At 57.8% G+C, this 17,992-nt stretch carries 17 protein-coding genes; 3 read left to right on the top strand and 14 right to left on the bottom strand.

Features of this window, described 5'->3' with window-relative positions; translation table 11 throughout:
- Positions 1-7 precede the first annotated feature (7 nt).
- On the bottom strand, positions 8-568 hold the full coding sequence (locus tag ET34_RS0104860; protein ID WP_031519946.1) for a hypothetical protein: 561 nt from the start codon (positions 566-568) through the stop codon (positions 8-10).
- Between the two features lie 310 nt (positions 569-878).
- Here ET34_RS0104860 and ET34_RS20850 point away from each other — a divergent pair, with 310 nt between their 5' ends.
- Together ET34_RS20850 and ET34_RS0104850 are read left to right on the top strand one after the other, a co-directional pair.
- A complete protein-coding gene (locus ET34_RS20850; RefSeq protein ID WP_330217943.1) occupies positions 879-1,265 on the top strand; it encodes a histidine phosphatase family protein in 387 nt (128 codons plus the stop codon).
- 387 nt (positions 1,266-1,652) lie between these two features.
- Positions 1,653-2,039: a hypothetical protein gene (locus tag ET34_RS0104850; RefSeq protein ID WP_236633817.1), complete on the top strand. Its 387-nt coding sequence runs from the start codon at positions 1,653-1,655 to the stop codon at positions 2,037-2,039.
- Positions 2,040-2,301: 262 nt separating this feature from the next.
- Here ET34_RS0104850 and potD read toward each other — a convergent pair whose 3' ends face one another.
- The 4 genes from potD to potA are packed head-to-tail and all read right to left on the bottom strand — an operon-like array spanning position 2,302 to position 6,152.
- Complete coding sequence (gene potD / locus ET34_RS0104845; protein WP_031519943.1) at positions 2,302-3,348, bottom strand: spermidine/putrescine ABC transporter substrate-binding protein PotD; 1,047 nt, start codon at positions 3,346-3,348, stop codon at positions 2,302-2,304.
- Positions 3,345-4,136, bottom strand: a complete 792-nt coding sequence (potC, locus tag ET34_RS0104840) for a spermidine/putrescine ABC transporter permease PotC (RefSeq protein WP_031519941.1) — start codon at positions 4,134-4,136, stop codon at positions 3,345-3,347. Before potC ends, potD begins: the two co-directional genes overlap by 4 nt.
- Positions 4,133-4,990 (bottom strand): spermidine/putrescine ABC transporter permease PotB, encoded by an 858-nt coding sequence (gene potB / locus ET34_RS0104835; RefSeq protein WP_031519940.1) that lies wholly within the window; start codon positions 4,988-4,990, stop codon positions 4,133-4,135. Before potB ends, potC begins: the two co-directional genes overlap by 4 nt.
- Positions 4,974-6,152 carry a spermidine/putrescine ABC transporter ATP-binding protein PotA gene (potA, locus tag ET34_RS0104830; RefSeq protein WP_152548357.1) on the bottom strand — a complete coding sequence of 393 codons (1,179 nt, stop codon included), beginning with the start codon at positions 6,150-6,152 and terminating at the stop codon, positions 4,974-4,976. The genes potB and potA overlap by 17 nt, the downstream gene beginning before the upstream one ends.
- A 246-nt stretch (positions 6,153-6,398) precedes the next feature.
- Here potA and pepT point away from each other — a divergent pair, with 246 nt between their 5' ends.
- Positions 6,399-7,622, top strand: a complete 1,224-nt coding sequence (gene pepT / locus ET34_RS0104825; protein ID WP_031519936.1) for a peptidase T — start codon at positions 6,399-6,401, stop codon at positions 7,620-7,622.
- A 52-nt stretch (positions 7,623-7,674) separates the two neighbouring features.
- Here pepT and ET34_RS0104820 read toward each other — a convergent pair whose 3' ends face one another.
- The 9 genes from ET34_RS0104820 to rluE all read right to left on the bottom strand — a co-directional run bounded on the left by ET34_RS0104820 (position 7,675) and on the right by rluE (position 17,926).
- A complete protein-coding gene (locus ET34_RS0104820; protein WP_031519935.1) occupies positions 7,675-8,796 on the bottom strand; it encodes a ribosomal protein uL16 3-hydroxylase in 1,122 nt (373 codons plus the stop codon).
- Between the two features lie 135 nt (positions 8,797-8,931).
- On the bottom strand, positions 8,932-10,395 hold the full coding sequence (gene phoQ, locus ET34_RS0104815; protein ID WP_031519933.1) for a two-component system sensor histidine kinase PhoQ: 1,464 nt from the start codon (positions 10,393-10,395) through the stop codon (positions 8,932-8,934).
- Complete coding sequence (gene phoP / locus ET34_RS0104810; RefSeq protein WP_031519931.1) at positions 10,392-11,066, bottom strand: two-component system response regulator PhoP; 675 nt, start codon at positions 11,064-11,066, stop codon at positions 10,392-10,394. Before phoP ends, phoQ begins: the two co-directional genes overlap by 4 nt.
- A 133-nt stretch (positions 11,067-11,199) precedes the next feature.
- The gene (gene purB, locus ET34_RS0104805; RefSeq protein ID WP_031519929.1) at positions 11,200-12,570 is read right to left on the bottom strand and encodes an adenylosuccinate lyase; all 1,371 of its coding nucleotides are present in this window, start codon (positions 12,568-12,570) and stop codon (positions 11,200-11,202) included.
- A gap of 18 nt (positions 12,571-12,588) precedes the next feature.
- The gene (hflD, locus tag ET34_RS0104800) at positions 12,589-13,218 is read right to left on the bottom strand and encodes a high frequency lysogenization protein HflD (RefSeq protein ID WP_031519927.1); all 630 of its coding nucleotides are present in this window, start codon (positions 13,216-13,218) and stop codon (positions 12,589-12,591) included.
- Between the two features lie 76 nt (positions 13,219-13,294).
- Positions 13,295-14,416 carry a tRNA 2-thiouridine(34) synthase MnmA gene (gene mnmA, locus ET34_RS0104795; RefSeq protein ID WP_330217942.1) on the bottom strand — a complete coding sequence of 374 codons (1,122 nt, stop codon included), beginning with the start codon at positions 14,414-14,416 and terminating at the stop codon, positions 13,295-13,297.
- 168 nt (positions 14,417-14,584) lie between these two features.
- Positions 14,585-16,534 carry a methyl-accepting chemotaxis protein gene (locus ET34_RS0104790; protein ID WP_031519924.1) on the bottom strand — a complete coding sequence of 650 codons (1,950 nt, stop codon included), beginning with the start codon at positions 16,532-16,534 and terminating at the stop codon, positions 14,585-14,587.
- A 271-nt stretch (positions 16,535-16,805) separates the two neighbouring features.
- Positions 16,806-17,261, bottom strand: coding sequence for an NUDIX domain-containing protein (locus ET34_RS0104785; protein ID WP_031519922.1), 456 nt, complete (start codon positions 17,259-17,261; stop codon positions 16,806-16,808).
- A 2-nt stretch (positions 17,262-17,263) separates the two neighbouring features.
- Positions 17,264-17,926: a 23S rRNA pseudouridine(2457) synthase RluE gene (gene rluE / locus ET34_RS0104780; RefSeq protein ID WP_031519920.1), complete on the bottom strand. Its 663-nt coding sequence runs from the start codon at positions 17,924-17,926 to the stop codon at positions 17,264-17,266.
- Between the last annotated feature and the right edge of the window lie 66 nt (positions 17,927-17,992).

The raw sequence follows: 17,992 nt of genomic DNA, 5'->3' as shown, positions 1-17,992 counted from the left end.
CCCTTCTTCAAATCGGGATGCCCGTTTTAAGATCGAGCTTAAAAGGTTCCCAACCCCCTGGCGGGTCCCACTCTCCCAGGCCCAGCACCGTATCATTCTCTATCGATGTAATGATCACGCCATCAATGGCGCACTGCCTAGATTTCCAGAGAATGCCCGCATCAATATCCATCAGAAAAACGTGGCAGTAAGTGGTGACCAGAACCCGATTATGTAGCCTGTCAGAATGGATGTCAGGAACTGAATAAATATGGCCAACGTAATCACCTAATGGATGGCTTCTGAACGAGTGTGTGCTCATCTCAACAACATGAAAGTGGTCGCCACAAATGATTGCCACCTGGGATTCATTCAGTAGGAAATCACAAAAGGCGCTGGAAATCAGCCAGCCATCCTCGTCGGCACGTATATATAACTGTAAAATCACAATGGGCTCACCGCCCTTACTAATTAACAGTCGTCGATCCTTTTCTCCATTAGCGCCAAAGGGATTGACGTCGATGATCGAAACACCTTCCCTTTCATCACCGGGCTTAGGCTGTTCAAGCCAAGTCGCTTGCAATGTCATTGAGTATCCAAAGTGTGAACAGCAGAAGAACACATACTACTTTACAAGCTGATGTCACGACAGCGCCTTAGGTTGCCATATTGCGCTGACCGGGCCACGCGAATGAGTACATTCAAGTGTTAGCAACGTCCGCTTCTGGCACAAAGCCGACATTCACCCGGGTGTGGTGTGTAAAGCGTTTAAACGAAATCGCTGACACATTACGCCTGACTCAATTTGTGCGATCAACCCTAAATATGGTGGTAGAACACCCTGACGTATTTACGTTAGTCTCCCTGCATCTTGAGGATTACACAGAAAGAAGTGCAGTATGGAAATTATTTTGATGCGTCATGGAAAGCCCGCCTTTAGCAAATCGGCGAGAGTAAGCTGTCGTGAAATGGCCGACTGGATCGCACAATACGATTGTTCGGATACCGGCAGCGATATACCACCCGACACCAGTAGATTATTAGCCTCAAGCGCATTAAATATTATCAGTAGCCCGCTCCCCAGGGCACTCTCTTCCCTGAGCGCATTAGGGCGTAAGCCTGACCTTATTGATGACGTTTTCAGAGAAGCGGGCCTGCCGATATTCCACCTGCCCGGTATGAAATTATCCCCCACGCTCTGGGCTGCTTTGTTCCGCATTATGTGGCTTTGTGGCTTTTCCCGTAATGCCGAGCCCCAGGGAATAGCGAAACAACGCGCCGTTTAGGCTGCGGACATTCTCGTAACATCTGTAGAGCTATCAAACGGGCCCGTGCTGCTGATGGGGCACGGGGTGATGAATCGACTGATTGCAAAGCAGCTTATAGCGTTGGGCTGGAAAGCCTGTGGTCAGCAGGGTCATGGTTACTGGAACGCTAATATCTACAAATCAGGGTAAGTGGTCATTCTGAAGATACTGCCCTGTTTCACAACGCTATCTGCCATTATCCGCAAATGAACATTTCTTTGGTTGGCTATGGCGACTGGTTCGTTGACTTCAGCCCACCACCCGGGGAAACTGAAAAAAATATTACCGGTAAGTGAGTGAACTGTGCAGCGAGTATTGATTCAATTAATTCTGTTAAGCGTGAGTTTATTCAGGGCGGGAGAGATATTGGCAAACACACCGGAACAGGTCGTGATGGCCTTCCAGCATGATTATAAGATCTGGAATGACCAGACTTTCCAGCAAAGCCAGACCCGCGACGGGAAAGATATTATGCCGCTTGCGCAGAAGAGCTGGAATGAACTGCTGAAAAAATACACCGCACCGGATTTCGCAGGCGAACCCATTGCGTTTGGTTCCGAGTCCTCTCATGACCCTGAGCAGGAAAAGATCCTGTCGACAAAAATCACCGGCGATAATGCTGTTGTGACGACCAGATTATCAAAACAATATTACTCACCCGTTTATGAATATCAGTTGTTCAGAGACAATAATTCCTGGTACCTGTCGCAAATCTTTTTGGTTGATGAAGACGGGAAATACCCGAGCTTGTAATGCTCCGATTACACATAAATGCCTTGTGCAACGGGTTATAACATTTATTTCTGGGCTAACGCATGCGTATAACTCAGGCAAGGTATATCAGGCCTAAAAACTACCAGGTGAATTTGACGAAAGGCATTACTGAGGGAGCAGGGTGAGGGAAGGGGGCAAATCCTGACAGCGACACCATAAACAGCAAACGGCGGATGCCCGCCGTTCTGTTACATCAGTTAAACCCCAGGGCGGGCAAGCATGCTCACCCGCCGCTGCGGTTTTATCGTCCCGCTTTCAGCTTCTGGTAGTACGACTCATAGATCGCGCTGGCGTCGCCGACGTCGTTCTGCCATTCGCCTTTCTCGATAGTTGCCGCATCCGGGTAGAGTGACTTATCGTTGGCGACGTCCGGGCTTAACAGCTTGCGCGCTGCGAGGTTAGGCGTCGGGTAGCCGATGGTTTCCGCTACCTGTTTTGCCACGTCCGGACGCAGCAGGAAGTTGATCAGCTTCAGGGCGCCATCCACGTTTTTCGCATTGGCCGGGATCGACAGGCTGTCCATCCAGAAGATACCGCCTTCTTTCGGCCAGACCACCTCAAGCGGTGTACCGGCCTGACGGGCCACCCACGCGGAACCGTTCCACACCATTCCCAGATTCACTTCCCCTTCCATATACGGGTTAGCCGGGTTATCGGAGTTGAAGGCCGCCACGTTTGGCATCAGCTTTTGCAGCTCGTGATACGCCGCCTCGATCTCTTTCGCATCGGTAGTGTTACCGGAGTAGCCGAGTTTGCGCAGCGCCATCTGGAACACTTCGCGCGCGTCATCGGTCAGCAGCAGGCTGCTTTTGTAATCCGGCTTCCACAGGTCAGCCCAGCTGGTGATGGTTTTCGGATCGATCTCTTCGCTGTTAACGCCGATGGCGGTCGCACCCCAGATGTACGGGATGGAATAGTCATTGTTCGGGTCGAACGGCTTGTTGAGCATCGCCGGGTCGAGATTGTGGAAGTTGGTCAGCGTGCGCTTATCGATCTTCTGAATCATCCCCTCTTTGCGCATCTTGTCGACAAAGTAGGTGGACGGCACCACCAGATCGTACGCGCCTTCCTTGTAGGTTTTCAGCTTGGCGTACATGGTTTCATTCGACTCGTAGGTCGAATAGATCACCTTGATGCCGGTCTCTTTGGTGAACTGCTCCAGCAGGCCCGGCGGCACATACTCGGTCCAGTTGTAGAAGTAGAGGGTTTTGCCGTCGTCGGCATGTGCTGCGCTGACGCCCAGCGCCAGCGCGCCGGCAGCAAGCAGGTGGCGTGACCATTTTTTCATTTAAACGTCCCCTGAGTTTTGGTGTTATCGCGAAGGATAAGCTGGCTGGCAAGCACCAGAACCAGCGAGAGAAGCAGCAGAATGGTTGCCAGCGCGTTCACCTCAGGCGAGACGCCGACTTTCACCATCGAGTAGATCTTCAACGGCAGAATTTCATAGCTCGGCCCGGTAACAAACGACGAGACCACCACGTCGTCCATCGACAGGGTAAAGCTCAGCACCCAGCCGGCCGCCACCGCCGGCATGGCGAGCGGCAGAATGATTTTGCGCAGAATGGTGATTTCGCTGGCACCCAGATCCTTTGCCGCTTCCAGCATGCGCACGTCAAACCCTTTCAGCCTCGAGTAAACGGTGACCACCACAAACGGCAGGCAGAACGTGATGTGCGAGAACAGCAGCGACCAGAAGCCGAGCTGAATCCCGAGCAGCATAAACAGCACCAGCAGCGAGATGGCCATCACGATGTCCGGCGACATCATCACCACGAACAGCATCCCGCTGACAAACGGCTTGCCGCGGAAGCGGTAACGGTAGAGCGCCACCGCCGTGAGCGAGCCAATCAGCGTGGCGAACGTCGCCGAGAATACCGCCATGGTCAGCGAGTGGCGCGCGGCCTGCAGCAGGCTGTCGTTGTTCATCAGCAGGCTGTACCATTTGGTGGTAAAGCCCTGCCAGTTAATGCCGAAGCGCGAGCCGTTGAACGAGTTCACAATCAGAATAATGATTGGGATGTACAGGTAAGCGTAGATGGCGGTCATAAAGCCGCCGCGAAGAAGCCGCCCGATCATTCCAGCTCCACCTTCTTGTTAAGTAGCCGCGCGGCGCGCCAGTACACCAGCAGCATCAGGCCCATCACCAGCGTCAGCGTGATGCTGGTGGCAGAGCCGAACGGCCAGTCGCGAATATTCAGGAACTGGCTCTTGATGACGTTGCCGATCAGCAGATTTTTCGCGCCGCCCATCAGGTCGGAGACAAAGAACAGCCCCATCGCCGGGAGCATCACCAGCAGACAGCCGGCGATAATGCCCGGCATGGTAAGCGGAATAATGATGCGGATAAACGTCTGCAGCTTGCTGGCACCCAGGTCCCGCGCCGCTTCCAGCAGCGGTTTATCAAGCTTCTCAATGCTGGAGTAGAGCGGCATCACCATAAACGGCAGCAGAATATAGACCAGCCCGATAATCACCGCCGACGGGGTATACATGATGCGGATCGGCGTGTCGATAAGCCCGGTCCAGAGCAGAAACTCGTTCATGTACCCTTTGGTGCTGAGAAAGATCTTCAGCCCGTAGATGCGGATCAGCGAGTTGGTCCAGAACGGCACAATCAGCAGGAACAGCAACAGCGGGCGCACCTTCTGCGGTAACCGCGCCAGGAACCAGGCGAACGGATAGCCCAGCGCCAGGCAGGCGAGGGTGGCGATCAGCGCCATGTTGAGCGAGTGCAGCAGCACCTGGAAGTAGAGCGGGTCAAGCAGACGCGCGTAGTTCTCCAGGGTAAACACCAGGCTGACAAAGTTCGCGTCGTCGCGGGTGAGGAAGCTGGTGCCGATGATCATCAGGTTCGGCAGAAAGACGAACAGCACCAGCCAGCCGACGATGGTGGCGATCACCAGGTTCTGAAATTTACGCGAGCTCTTCATCGGTGAGCACCACCTCCCAGCTCTCAACCCAGGTAACCGCCATTTTCTGGTCCAGCGAGTGGTCAAAGTCAGGATCGTCTTCGTTAAAGAACTCGCTGACCATCACCATCTTGCCGTTTTCCAGCTCGACCACCGACTCCAGCGTCATGCCTTTATAGTTGCGCTCGCGCACGTAACCAATCAGTCCTTCGACATCGCGCACGTCGTTGATCTCCTCCACGCGCAGATCTTCCGGACGCAGCAGCACCTTCAGCTGCTGGCCCGCTTCCACCGGGAAGTTGACGTAGATATTGCACTCGCGCCCTTCGACGTTGGCCCGCACCCGCTCGGCGTCGATACGCTCAATCACGGTCGCGTCGAAAATATTGATCTCGCCGATGAAGCTTGCCACGAACAGGTTTTCCGGCTCCTCGTAAATTTCACGCGGGGTGCCATCCTGCTCAATGCGCCCGTTACGCATCACCACGATGCGGTCAGACATGGTCAGCGCTTCTTCCTGATCGTGAGTAACAAACACGAAGGTGATACCGAGCTTGCGCTGCAGCGCTTTCAGCTCGTTCTGCATCTGCTTACGCAGCTTGTAGTCGAGCGCGGACAGGGATTCATCCAGCAACAACAGGCGCGGCTTGTTGACCACCGCGCGGGCAATCGCCACGCGCTGCTGCTGCCCGCCGGAGAGCTGATGCGGTTTGCGCTGGGCAAATTCTTCAAGCTGCACCATTCTTAAGGCATCGGTGACACGCGGGGCGATCTCTGCCGCCGGCGTTTTCTGCATGCGCAGGCCGAAGGCGACGTTTTCAAAAACCGTCATGTGCGGGAACAGGGCGTAGCTCTGGAAGACCGTGTTGACGTGGCGATGTTCGGCGGGAACGTCGGTGATATCCTGGCTATCAAGGTGGATCGTGCCGGTATCAACATTCTCAAGACCGGCAATCAGGCGTAATACCGTGGTTTTGCCGCAGCCGGAGGGGCCGAGAAGGGTAAGGAATTCGCCGTTATTGATGGTCAGGGATAAATCGGAAATCACCGTTTTGCCATCAAAACTTTTACCGATCCCCGCCAGTTGCACCAGCGGTGAAAGCGAACGCGGTTGTGTATTCAATTTTTTACTCTGTCCCGTAACTGACGCATCGGATGGCTTATCGGATGCGGGGTTTGTGATGAACCACCTTTGGGTCTGGCACATTGATTAAGGGCAGGCATTCTACGGCAAAGCGCCAAAATCGCCAATGCTTGTAACCATTTATTCATGCGCTACGGTTATCACTGCACGCGATCGGCTCGGGACCGGCGTTATGTCATTTTCTGGCAGGTTTATTTCATCCATGCGCCGACGTAAAGTGACCTGACGCAATATTTGATTCAGACAACATATTGATAATGTTGTGACATTAACAGGGGTGACGGTATGGATAAATTATTAGAGCGATTCTTAACCTATGTCTCGCTGGATACCCAGTCGAGACCGGGCGTGAAACAGGTGCCGAGCACCGAAGGGCAATGGAAGCTGCTGCGCCTGCTGCAGTCTCAGCTGACTGAGCTGGGGCTGGTGGACGTTACCCTGAGCGAGCACGGCACGGTGATGGGCACGCTGCCGTCCAATATCGCCAAACCGGTACCGACGATCGGCTTTATCTCCCATGTGGATACCGCGCCGGACTTCACCGGTAAAAACGTCAATCCGCAAATTGTTGAAAACTATCGCGGCGGTGATATCGCGCTGGGCATGGGCGACGAGGTGTTATCCCCGGTGATGTTCCCGGTGCTGCACCAGTTGACCGGGCAGACGCTGATCACCACCGACGGCAAAACCCTGCTCGGGGCTGATGATAAAGCGGGGGTCGCGGAAATCATGACCGCGCTGGCGGTGATGAAACAGGAAAACATTCCCCACGGTGATATTCGCGTCGCCTTTACCCCGGATGAAGAAGTCGGCAAAGGGGCGCTGCACTTTGACGTTGGCGCGTTTAACGCCGAGTGGGCTTATACCGTGGACGGCGGTGGCGTCGGCGAGCTGGAGTTTGAAAACTTCAACGCCGCGTCGGTGACCATCAAAATCGTCGGCAACAACGTGCATCCCGGCAGCGCCAAAGGGGTGATGGTGAATGCCCTGTCGCTGGCGGCGCGTATCCACGCCGAAGTACCGGCCAGCGAATCGCCGGAGTGCACCGAAGGTTACGAAGGCTTCTACCATCTGCACGGCATCAAAGGCAGCGTCGATCGCGCCGAAATGCACTATATCATTCGCGATTTTGACCGCGAAAATTTCGAAGCGCGCAAACGCACCATGATGGAGATCGCTAAAAAGGTTGGCAAAGGGCTGCACCCGGACTGCTATATTGAGCTGGTGATTGAGGACAGCTACTACAACATGCGCGAGCAGGTGGCTGAGCACCCGCACATCATCGATATCGCGCGTCAGGCGATGATCGACTGCGATATTGAGCCGGTGATGAAGCCGATCCGCGGCGGTACCGACGGGGCGCAGCTCTCGTTCAAAGGCCTGCCGTGCCCGAACATCTTTACCGGCGGCTACAACTACCACGGCAAGCACGAGTTTGTGACGCTGGAGGGGATGGAGAAGGCGGTGCAGGTAATTGTGCGTATCGCCGAGCTGACGGCGGAGCAGTAAACCCGCCGACCAAAAAAAACCGCGCCCGGCGCGGTTTTTTTATGCTCGTCACTCAGTCGGCAAAATACCAGTAGCCGCTGTTCACCAGTGCGGCCAGCATGGCGAGGAACGACGGATCGTCAAGCGCATCGCCGAAGCTGTCACCGCTCAGCGTCATGCTGCTGGCCAGCGCTTCCAGCGCCGGACGGTGCGGAGACTCAATCTTCTCGCCGTTAGCGAACACCGCATCGCCCACGCGCAGCACGCGCAGACCACCCAGGCGTACCAGCGAATCGCCCTGTTTCAGCGCATCGTAGATCTCATCCGGCTGGTACGGCGGCTCCGGCGGCGCCACGTCCAGTTCATGACGCGACTGGCTGATAAACTCTCCAAACCACTGATTGAAGTGCTCCGGATCGTTGATCAGGCCCAGCATCATGCCGCGCAGCTTGTCCAGCTCGGCGGGCACGATATCCGCCGGATGCTCACGCGCCGGCACGTCCGGGTCAGCGTAGCGATGGCTGCCCAGCTCGCGCTGCAGCACGTAATCGGCAAAGCCGCTGATCAGCTCGCGGCCGCTGGGGGCGCGGAAGCCCACCGAGTAGTTGAGCGAGTTTTCCAGCGAATAGCCTTCATGCGGGAATCCTGGCGGAATATAGAGGATGTCGCCCGGCTCCATTTCTTCGTCAATGATGCCGTCGAAGGGGTCAACCTGCAGCAGATCCGGGTGCGGGCAGTGCTGCTTCATCGGCACCTTTTCCCCCACGCGCCAGCGGCGACGGCCGGTGCCCTGAATGATAAACACGTCATACTGGTCCAGATGCGGGCCGACGCCGCCGCCCGGCACCGAGAAGGAGATCATCAGATCGTCGATGCGCCAGTCCGGCAGGGCGCGGAACGGCCGCATCAGCTCGGCGGTCGGCTCATGCCAGTGATCCACCGCCTGCACCAGCAGTGACCAGTTGTTCTCACCCAGGTGATCGTAGCTCTCAAACGGGCCGTGGCCGACCTGCCATTTGCCGTCCTGATGGCTTACCAGGCGGCTGTCCACCTCGTTTTCCATTGCCAGACCCGCCAGCTCATCCGGAGAGATCGGATCGACGAAATTCTTGAAGCCGCGTTTAAGCACCACCGGGCGTTTCTGCCAGTAGCGCTCAATAAAATCGGGCCAGTTTATATCTAAGTGGTAATCCATAGGAGGGTGTCCGGCAGCAGGTTAACTAGCTAACAAATCACTATTTTAGCGCTCCCGCCCCCGTTTGTCGTGCCGGGCGGCGGGAAAAAAGCAGGCTACGGGCGCACCTGCTGGATAAAACAGCACAAGGAAGGACTACAGCGCATCCCCGGCCGGACGCTGGCGGCCAAACAGGATCTCCATGCGCGCGCCGCCGAGCGGACTTTCGCCGATGGTGATATGCCCGCCGTACTGGGCAACGATATCGCGCGCCACCGACAGACCCACGCCCTGGCCGGGGCGCAGGGTGTCGGCGCGCTGGCCGCGATCGAAGATCAGCGAGCGCTTGCTCTCCGGAATGCCGGGGCCGTCGTCTTCCACGATCAGGATCAGCGCTTCGCCATCCGGGCGGGCGCTGACTTCAACAAACTCCAGACAGTATTTACAGGCGTTATCCAGCACATTACCCAGCACTTCCATAAAGTCGTTCTGCTCACCGACGAAAATAATCTCCGGCGAAATGTCGAGGGTGATGTCCACGCCCTTGCGCTGGTATACCTTGTTCAGCGCCGAGGTCAGGCTGTCGAGCAGTGGCCCGACGGCGTGCACTTCCCGGCTCAGCATCATGCTGCCGCTGCGCATGCTGGCGCGGTTGAGGAAGTAACCGATCTGCTGGGAAATACGGCTTATCTGCTCCAGCATTACCGGTTCGGCCTGCTCAACGCTCAGCTTGCTGGTACGCATCGAACGCAGGGTACTCTGCAACACCGCCAGCGGCGTTTTCAGGCTGTGGGTCAGGTCGGTGAGGGTGGTGCGGTATTTGTCGTAGCGCTCGCGCTCGCTTTTCAGCAGGCGATTGAGGTTGCGCACCAGGCTGGTCAGCTCCCGGGTCGTTGCCGGGTTAAGCTGTTCGCGGTGATGCTCCTCCAGCTCGCGCACTTCCCGCGCCAGCGCCGCGATGGGGCGCAGGCTCCACCAGGCCGCCAGCCACAGCAGAGGCAGGACCAGCAGCAGGTTGGCAATCAGCACGTATATAAACCAGTTCCACACCATATAGGAGCGTTTCAGCTCGACCGGGATAGTATCCACCACCACCACGGTCAGCGCCGGCATGCGCGGTGTGGCGGGGTAGAGATTCACCGCGACCGAGTGGGTCATCTCGTAGTCGGTGTCCTCTTCGTGGAAATCGCTCAGCTGCTCCTGCACCGGGTGGTTATTGCCCACGAGCTGGCGGCTGGTGGTGTATTTCGCCTCCAGCTCGTGGAAGCCGTTGGCGGTGAGCCAGTCGGGACGGATCTGTTTAACCAGCCACGGCACCTGACGCTGGGACCACATCAGCTGGCCCTTTTCGTTATAGATAAGCGTGATGGTGGGGCTTTGCAGATCGAGGTTTTCCGGCAAATCGACGCTGATTTTGCCATTTTCCCAGCTTGACAGGGTGTACCAGAGATTGCTCTCGCCGCGCAGCAGACGGAAGGTGGTTTTGTCGAAGCTGACGCTGTAACCCACCAGCGCCACCAGCCCGTAGGCCAGTGACAGCACCAGCACCACCGCGGCGGTGGCCAGCAGGAAGCGGACCCGCAGCGAGAGCGGGAAGAAGTGGCGCATCAGGCGTTTCATTTCGGCAGGTCGAAGCGGTAGCCCTGACCGCGTACGGTGTTGATCACCTCATCCGGATACAGCGCCTGGATTTTCTTGCGCAGGCGGCCCATCAGTACGTCAATGGTATGGCTTTCGCGCAGCTCGGCGTCGGGATAGAGCTGCAGCATCAGTGAATCCTTGCTCACCACTTTTCCGGCGTTGCGGATCAGGGTTTCGATGATGGTGTACTCAAAGGCGGTCAGCTTGATCAACTCTTCATTGACCGAGAACTCGCGGCGCGAGAGATCCACCTGGAACGGCGGCAGGGAGATCACCTGCGAGGCCAGGCCGCTGTTGCGACGCATCAGCGCCTGCATCCGCGCCATCACCTCTTCAATGTGGAACGGCTTGGTGACGTAATCATCAGCCCCCGCGCCCAGCACTTCCACCTTATCCTGCCAGCCTTCGCGCGCGGTAAGCACCAGCACCGGCAGACCCACATCGTGGCTGCGCCAGCGGCGGATCAGCGACAGGCCATCCTCATCCGGCAGGCCAAGGTCAACAATCGCAATATCGGGGGTGTGCTCGTTTAAGAAGTAGTCGGCTTCTCTGGCATCTTCGGCCGCATCGACCTGATGACCCAGCTCCTGCAGTTGCACCTTCAGATGGTGACGCAGCAGGGCATTATCCTCGACGACCAGCACGCGCATGACGCTTCCTCTTCATAAATTTACGGCCTGAATAGTTTAACGCGAATTATGGTAGCGAAGGGATAAACATTAGTTAAACCGTGGGGCGGTGCGGCGGGGAAACCCCCTTGCCGGGCGGCAAGGGGGCAGGGCATTACTTCAGATCGTCAACCATCTGAATGGCGCGACCGATGTAATTTGCCGGGGTCATCGCTTTAAGGCGGGTTTTCTCCTCCTCCGGCAGCGCCAGACCGTCGATAAACTGCTTCATGCCGTCGGCATCGACGCGCTTACCGCGGGTCAGCTCTTTCAGCTTCTCGTACGGCTTTTCGATGCCGTAGCGGCGCATCACCGTCTGGATCGGCTCAGCCAGCACTTCCCAGTTGTGATCCAGCTCGTCCAGCAGGCGATCGCGGTTCACTTCCAGTTTGCTCACGCCTTTCAGGGTGGACTGGTAGGCGATCAGCGCGTAGCCGACACCGACGCCGAGGTTACGCAGCACGGTGGAGTCGGTGAGGTCGCGCTGCCAGCGGGAAACCGGCAGCTTGCTCGCCAGGTGTTGCAGCATCGCGTTCGCCAGGCCGAGGTTGCCTTCGGAGTTTTCGAAGTCAATCGGGTTCACCTTGTGCGGCATGGTGGAGGAGCCGATCTCCCCGGCGATGGTTTTCTGTTTGAAGTGGTTCAGCGCGATGTAACCCCAGACGTCGCGGTCGAAGTCAATGAGGATAGTGTTGAAGCGCGCCATGCAGTCAAACAGCTCGGCAATGTAGTCGTGCGGCTCAATCTGGGTGGTGTACGGGTTCCACTGAATGCCAAGTGAGGTGACGAACTCTTCGCTGAACTGGTGCCAGTCCACTTCCGGGTAGGCGACCATATGGGCGTTGTAGTTTCCGACCGCGCCGTTGATTTTACCGAGGATCTCCACCTGGCCGAGCTGACGATACTGGCGCTCCATACGGTACGCCACGTTCGCCATCTCTTTACCCATAGTAGACGGGGTTGCCGGCTGGCCGTGGGTGCGCGAAAGCAGCGGGATGTCGCGGTACTGGTGTGCCAGATCCTTCACGCCGTCAATCAGCTTGCGCCAGTACGGCAGGATCACGTCGGTACGCGCGGTCTGCAGCATCAGGGCGTGGGAGAGGTTGTTGATATCTTCGGAGGTGCAGGCGAAGTGGATGAATTCGGTGACCGCGTGCAGCTCAGGCACCGCCGCCACTTTCTCCTTCAGGAAGTACTCCACCGCTTTGACGTCGTGGTTGGTGGTGCGCTCGATGGTTTTGATACGCGCGGCGTCTTCTTCACTGAAGTTCGCCACGATGGCATCCAGGTAATCGTTTGCTTCTTTGGCAAAAGCAGGAACTTCCTTGATTGCTGCGTGCGCGGCCAGCTTTTGCAGCCAGCGTACTTCCACCTGTACGCGGAATTTCAGCAGGCCAAATTCGCTGAAGATAGCGCGCAGCGGGCTGACTTTATCGCCGTAGCGTCCATCGACAGGGGAAACGGCGGTCAGGGAGGATAATTCCATAGTCACAACTCCGGGAGGTTAACAATGAGCGAGAATATTTTTTGCCTGAGCGGTCAGGCGGCTACGGGAAAACATAAGCTGGAAGCGGCCACCGCCGACCTGCTGCCAGAGCACCGCGGCGCGGATACCGGCCAGCAGCGTGGCGCGTACTTTGGCCTGCACCTGCGGGCTTTGCAGCACGGCCGGTGAGCCGGTGACCTGAATGCGCGGGCCGAGCGGGCTGATGACGTCAACATAAATACCGGCCATCGCGCTGAGCAGGGTATCAGATTCAAGATCGAAATGGTCGAGCTGACGGTGCAGGCCGCTGATGCTGCTGCCGAGGGTATCCATAGCACCCTTTGTGCCGGCGAGCTTACGCTCCAGCACCATCAGGCTCAGGGTATAGCGCGTCAGCTCGGCGTTCAGCCCCTGGCGGTTGCCGGCGTTGAGCACGCCGAGCAGGGTCTCCAGACCGAGTTTCAGGTTGGCTTCGCGACCGCCAAACACCCCGAGCGTGGAGTCAGGGTTCTGATCGATGACGCTCTGCAGCGACACGTGCAGCGCTTCGGTATCGCAGTGACCCTGATGCGCCAGCTCCTGCACCAGACGGGCCGACTGGCAGATGCCCGCCAGCGCCAGGGTGATGTCATAATAGTTCTTCGCCACGCCAACTCCTTGTTCTGACCGCGCTCGTAAACCGTCGCAGGGCGACGGCGAGCCAAAAGGTAAAATAGAGAATCCGTTATGCCGGCAGCGCGATACGCTGCTCGATGATGCCGCCGCCGAGGCAGACATCACCGTCGTAGAACACCGCAGACTGGCCCGGCGTCACCGCGGCAACCGGCTCGTCGAAACGCACTTCAATGCGGTCGTCGCCCAGCGGGGTAACGGTGCAGGGAATATCGGTCTGGCGATAGCGGGTTTTCACCGTGCAGCGTTTTTCCGCTTTCCAGTTTTCACGATCCACCCAGTGCAGCTGCTGGGCAATCAGCCCGACCGACATCAGACGCGGATGATCGTGACCCTGCGCGACGATAAGCACGTTGTTTTCAACGTCTTTGTCCACCACGTACCACGGATCGTCGCTGCCCTCTTTGGTGCCGCCGATACCCAGCCCTTTACGCTGGCCGAGGGTATGGTACATCAGCCCCTGATGCTCGCCGATGGTTTCACCGTCAACGGTGATGATTTTACCCGGCTGGGCAGGGAGGTAGCGGCCCAGGAAGTCGCGGAATTTGCGCTCGCCAATGAAGCAGATGCCGGTGGAGTCTTTTTTCTTCGCGGTGACCAGATCGAGCTGTTCGGCGATGCGGCGCACCTCCGGTTTTTCCAGCTCGCCTACCGGGAACAGGCTCTGGGCAATCTGCTCGTGGCTCAGGGTATAGAGGAAGTAGCTCTGGTCTTTATTGCCATCCAGCCCGCGCAGCAGGCGGCTTTTGCCGTCGACGTCAGCGCGGCGCACGTAGTGGCCGGTGGCGATGAAGTCGGCACCGAGATCTTCGGCGGCAAATTCAAGGAAGGCTTTAAATTTGATCTCTTTGTTGCACAGAATATCCGGGTTCGGCGTGCGGCCGGCTTTGTACTCTTCCAGGAAGTGCTCGAAGACGTTATCCCAGTACTCTGCGGCGAAATTGACGGTGTGCAGTTCAATGCCGAGCTTATCGCACACGGCCTGCGCATCGGCAAGATCCTCGGCGGCAGTACAATATTCCTCGCCGTCGTCCTCTTCCCAGTTCTTCATGAACAGGCCTTCCACCTTATAACCCTGCTGTTGCAGCAGGTAAGCGGAAACGGAGGAATCGACACCGCCGGACATGCCGACGATCACTTTTTTTGGGCTTTCTGACATGGAATACTCACGCATTGAACAACAAGGCGGCGTATTCTATCACGCACTGGCGGCGCAAACACCCCCGAGCGCGCCGGGTTTTCCCTCCGGCATGCAGAAAAGGCGCGAACGGCAAAAAACAGGCCTGCCCGTCTGGATGTGACGGGCAGGGTGAGCGGGGCGCGGCTGCGTCCCGTTACTGGTTTACGCGGCGCGTTCGTCGAGGCTGAACTGCTCGACGGTTTGCGCCAGCTGCTGGGCTTGTTCTTCGAGCGAGGTGGCGGCGGCGGCCATCTGCTGCACCAAAGCGGCGTTCTGCTGGGTAACGCCATCCATCTCGTTGACGGCAATCGTCACCTGACTGATGCCCTTCGACTGTTCATCGGACGCGCTGACGATTTCACCAATAATGGTCTGCACCGAATTCACCGCCTGCGTCATCTCCTGCATGGTTTTCCCGGCATCATTCACCAGCTGCACGCCGTTTTCCACGCGCTGGCTCGACTCCTCAATCAACCCGGCGATCTCTTTCACCGCATTGGCACTGCGCTGGGCCAGGCTTCGCACTTCGCTGGCCACCACCGCGAAGCCGCGGCCCTGTTCCCCGGCCCGTGCCGCTTCCACCGCGGCGTTGAGCGCCAGGATGTTGGTCTGGAACGCAATGCTGTTGATCATGGTGGTGATATCACCGATCTTCTTCGCGCTGTCGTTAATCTGCGCCATTGTCTGCACTACCTGGCCGACCAGCGCTTCGCCGCGGCTGGCAATCTGCGTGGCGTTAGCGGTGAGCTCGGTCGCATGATGCGCGTTGGTGGCGTTGTGCTTCACGGTGGCGCTGATCTGCTCCATGCTGGCCGCGGTCTGCTCCAGCGCTGCCGCCTGCTGCTCGGTGCGCGAGGAGAGGTTGATATTGCCGCTCACGATCTCGCCTGCCCCCTGGCGCACGGAGTCACTGGCTTCTTTAATCTGCCCGACGATCCCGCGCAGCTGCACCTGCATGGTGTGAAGCGCATAAAACAGGCTGCCGCGATCCCCCGATTTAACCGCAATCGCGTTATCCAGCTTGCCGTCGGCCACCGCTAGGGCGATAGTCGCGGCGTGCAGCGGTTCTCCACCGAGCGGTTTCAGCACTTTGCGGCTAAAGACGATGCCCAGCAGCGCGCTCACCAGCAGAATGCTCACCACCATCAGCACAATGGCGTTCATCAGCTGTCGGTTGGCGGCTGCCATGACCTGACTGACCGGGGCCACGATGCCCAGATACCATTTGTCGGTGCTGTTACCAATGCTGATGGGTTGCCAGGTGACTAACGCCTCTTCGCCGAGGATCGGGTCGTTCTGTTCCATGACGTTCGCGCTATAGCCGCCGGTCTCCCCAGTAAAGGGCTTACTGGTCAGGGATTTATCAGGGTAAGAGATCACCTTCCCGGTAGTAGAGAGCAACATGGCGTAGCCGGTGCCTTCCCAGGGTTTAATCTGGTTCACTTTTTGCTGCAGCAGGGCCAGGGAGATATCTGAGGTCACCACCGCCTGCAGCTTGTTGTCGGTCACGATGGGGGCAGCCACCGAGGTGAGCAGGGTAGGCACGCCGTTATAGCTGTAGCTGTAAGGCTCGATCAGCGTATCTTTCATGCTTTTTTGCGGCACGAGGTAGTAGTCGCCCTGGCCTGGCGTGGTGTATGAGAGTAGCGGATGAAGCTGATAATTACCCGCCTTGTCGCTGTCAACGAAGAAGGCGTACCGGCCTTTTGGTGCCTGGCCTGGCTGCCCGTCGAACGCCGCATCCTGCCCGTCAAAGGCATTTTCTTCGAAGATAACCGAGACGGAGAGGTAATCCGGATTATCGCGCAGTGCGCCTTCCAGCAGCGTATCGACGACCTTACGGTCGGTTACGCCCGCGCGGGGCAGCGCCGCCAGGCTGTGGCCGAGGTTATGCGCCACGTCGCGCGCGTAATTTAACTCCTGCTGAATCTTCAGCGCCTCGCTCTGCGCTATCTGCTGCAGATAGTTTTCTGCCAGCGATTTCTGTTCACTGCTGGACTGCCAGCTCAGCACGCCGATGGTCACCACAAACCCCAGCGTGATGGTTAAGGCGCCGGTCAGCAGCATCTGTGTGCGGGTACTCATCTTTTTTTGTACGGATTGTCTGGCCATCACGGCTCCTCAGGATCAACCACAAACTATCATCACTGTCCCTTCACGTAGCGCCTCCTGGTCAATGCTCTATCGGCGTTTATTTTTTGTTCTTTAATTCCATGCAAAGCACAGTGGCTGGCATAAAAAAGGGGGTTTTTGCATCCTGGTAGCAGGGCGCGCGGGAGAGCGAGGCAGAAAGGAAGGAAAGCGTTCAGGGGAGCGATGAGCGGCAGCATGTTAAGCTGCCGTTAATTATTTCGCGGCGTAACAAATCAGTAAAGGCGTGATGTTATGCCCCGCCCGGCGACCAGTTAAATGCCCCGATGACCGACAGCGGATAGCGCGTCCCCTCCTGCCAGCAGCGAATGCTCTCCGCCACCAGCGGCGAGCGCAGGTTGCCGGCGTTCAGGATCTCGTCGGCGCTGACCCATAAACAGCGGTCGATATCGCTGTCGTGAGGCGTGGTGTCGCACTCAGCATCGAGATCGATGGCGAACAGAAAGCGCAGGAACGGCGTGCGGTCCGGCGCAATCCACTGGTGCATGCGCACAAAGGTGTCAGGCACAGCGACAATGCCGGTCTCTTCATACAGCTCGCGGCTCGCGGCCTCGACCAGCGTTTCGTCCGCTTCCAGATGCCCGGCGGGCTGGTTCCAGGTCGCTTTGCCGTTAACGGTCTCTTCCACCACCAGAAACTTACCGGCAGCGTGCACCACGCAGGCGACGGTGACATGCGGTTTAAACATCATTACTCCTTGGTTAGCGGGACATCGCGCCACTCGCCGCTGGCGAGATTGTCGAGGGTATAGGGGCCCATTGCGTAGCGGATCAGGCGCAGGGTAGGGAAGCCGACGTGCGCCGTCATGCGTCGCACCTGGCGGTTGCGCCCCTCGTACAGGGTGATTTTGAGCCAGGCGGTGGGAATGGATTTGCGCTCGCGCACCGGCGGTTGGCGCGGCCACAGCCATGAAGGCTCTTCGACCCGCTCTATCCCGGCCGGCAGCGTTGGCCCGTCGTTAAGCGTCACCCCGCTGCGCAGGGCCGCCAGCGCCTCCGGCGTCGGCTCGCCTTCCACCTGCACATAGTAGATTTTTCCGGTGCGTTTCCCCGGCTGGGTAAGCGTCGCCTGTAACGCGCCGTCGTTAGTGAGCACCAGTAGCCCCTCGCTGTCGCGGTCGAGCCGCCCGGCGGCATACACCCCGGCCACCGGAATGTAGTCTTTCAGCGTGGCGCGCCCGGCCTCGTCGGTGAACTGCGGCAGCACATCGTAGGGTTTATTGAACAGCACCAGCCGTTTCGGCCCGGTGTCGCGGCGGCGGGCGGTATCTTGTCGTGAGCTGAATCGCTTAACGCGGTGATTTCTAAAAGAAGTTCCAGGCATACTATTTTCAGTCAGTGGGGATTGCCGCATTATAGCGGAATCACGACTGCCTGGCATGGTTGCAAAGTTTAAGGTAGTATCGACAGGCTCATTACA

Source organism: Siccibacter colletis (genome assembly GCF_000696575.1).
Classification (GTDB): domain Bacteria; phylum Pseudomonadota; class Gammaproteobacteria; order Enterobacterales; family Enterobacteriaceae; genus Siccibacter; species Siccibacter colletis.
The sequence above is the reverse complement of the archived record's forward strand: the minus strand, read 5'-3'. Positions and strand labels throughout refer to the sequence as shown.

What these genes read in the sequence shown, in the direction of transcription:
- ET34_RS0104860 (WP_031519946.1), bottom strand. Translation starts at nt 568, where the DNA reads ATGACATTGCAAGCGACTTGGCTTGAACAGCCTAAGCCCGGTGATGAA.
- ET34_RS20850 (WP_330217943.1), top strand. Translation starts at nt 879, where the DNA reads ATGGAAATTATTTTGATGCGTCATGGAAAGCCCGCCTTTAGCAAATCG.
- potD (WP_031519943.1), bottom strand. Translation starts at nt 3,348, where the DNA reads ATGAAAAAATGGTCACGCCACCTGCTTGCTGCCGGCGCGCTGGCGCTG.
- potC (WP_031519941.1), bottom strand. Translation starts at nt 4,136, where the DNA reads ATGATCGGGCGGCTTCTTCGCGGCGGCTTTATGACCGCCATCTACGCT.
- potB (WP_031519940.1), bottom strand. Translation starts at nt 4,990, where the DNA reads ATGAAGAGCTCGCGTAAATTTCAGAACCTGGTGATCGCCACCATCGTC.
- pepT (WP_031519936.1), top strand. Translation starts at nt 6,399, where the DNA reads ATGGATAAATTATTAGAGCGATTCTTAACCTATGTCTCGCTGGATACC.
- ET34_RS0104820 (WP_031519935.1), bottom strand. Translation starts at nt 8,796, where the DNA reads ATGGATTACCACTTAGATATAAACTGGCCCGATTTTATTGAGCGCTAC.
- phoQ (WP_031519933.1), bottom strand. Translation starts at nt 10,395, where the DNA reads ATGAAACGCCTGATGCGCCACTTCTTCCCGCTCTCGCTGCGGGTCCGC.
- phoP (WP_031519931.1), bottom strand. Translation starts at nt 11,066, where the DNA reads ATGCGCGTGCTGGTCGTCGAGGATAATGCCCTGCTGCGTCACCATCTG.
- purB (WP_031519929.1), bottom strand. Translation starts at nt 12,570, where the DNA reads ATGGAATTATCCTCCCTGACCGCCGTTTCCCCTGTCGATGGACGCTAC.
- mnmA (WP_330217942.1), bottom strand. Translation starts at nt 14,416, where the DNA reads ATGCGTGAGTATTCCATGTCAGAAAGCCCAAAAAAAGTGATCGTCGGC.
- ET34_RS0104790 (WP_031519924.1), bottom strand. Translation starts at nt 16,534, where the DNA reads ATGGCCAGACAATCCGTACAAAAAAAGATGAGTACCCGCACACAGATG.
- ET34_RS0104785 (WP_031519922.1), bottom strand. Translation starts at nt 17,261, where the DNA reads ATGTTTAAACCGCATGTCACCGTCGCCTGCGTGGTGCACGCTGCCGGT.
- rluE (WP_031519920.1), bottom strand. Translation starts at nt 17,926, where the DNA reads ATGCGGCAATCCCCACTGACTGAAAATAGTATGCCTGGAACTTCTTTT.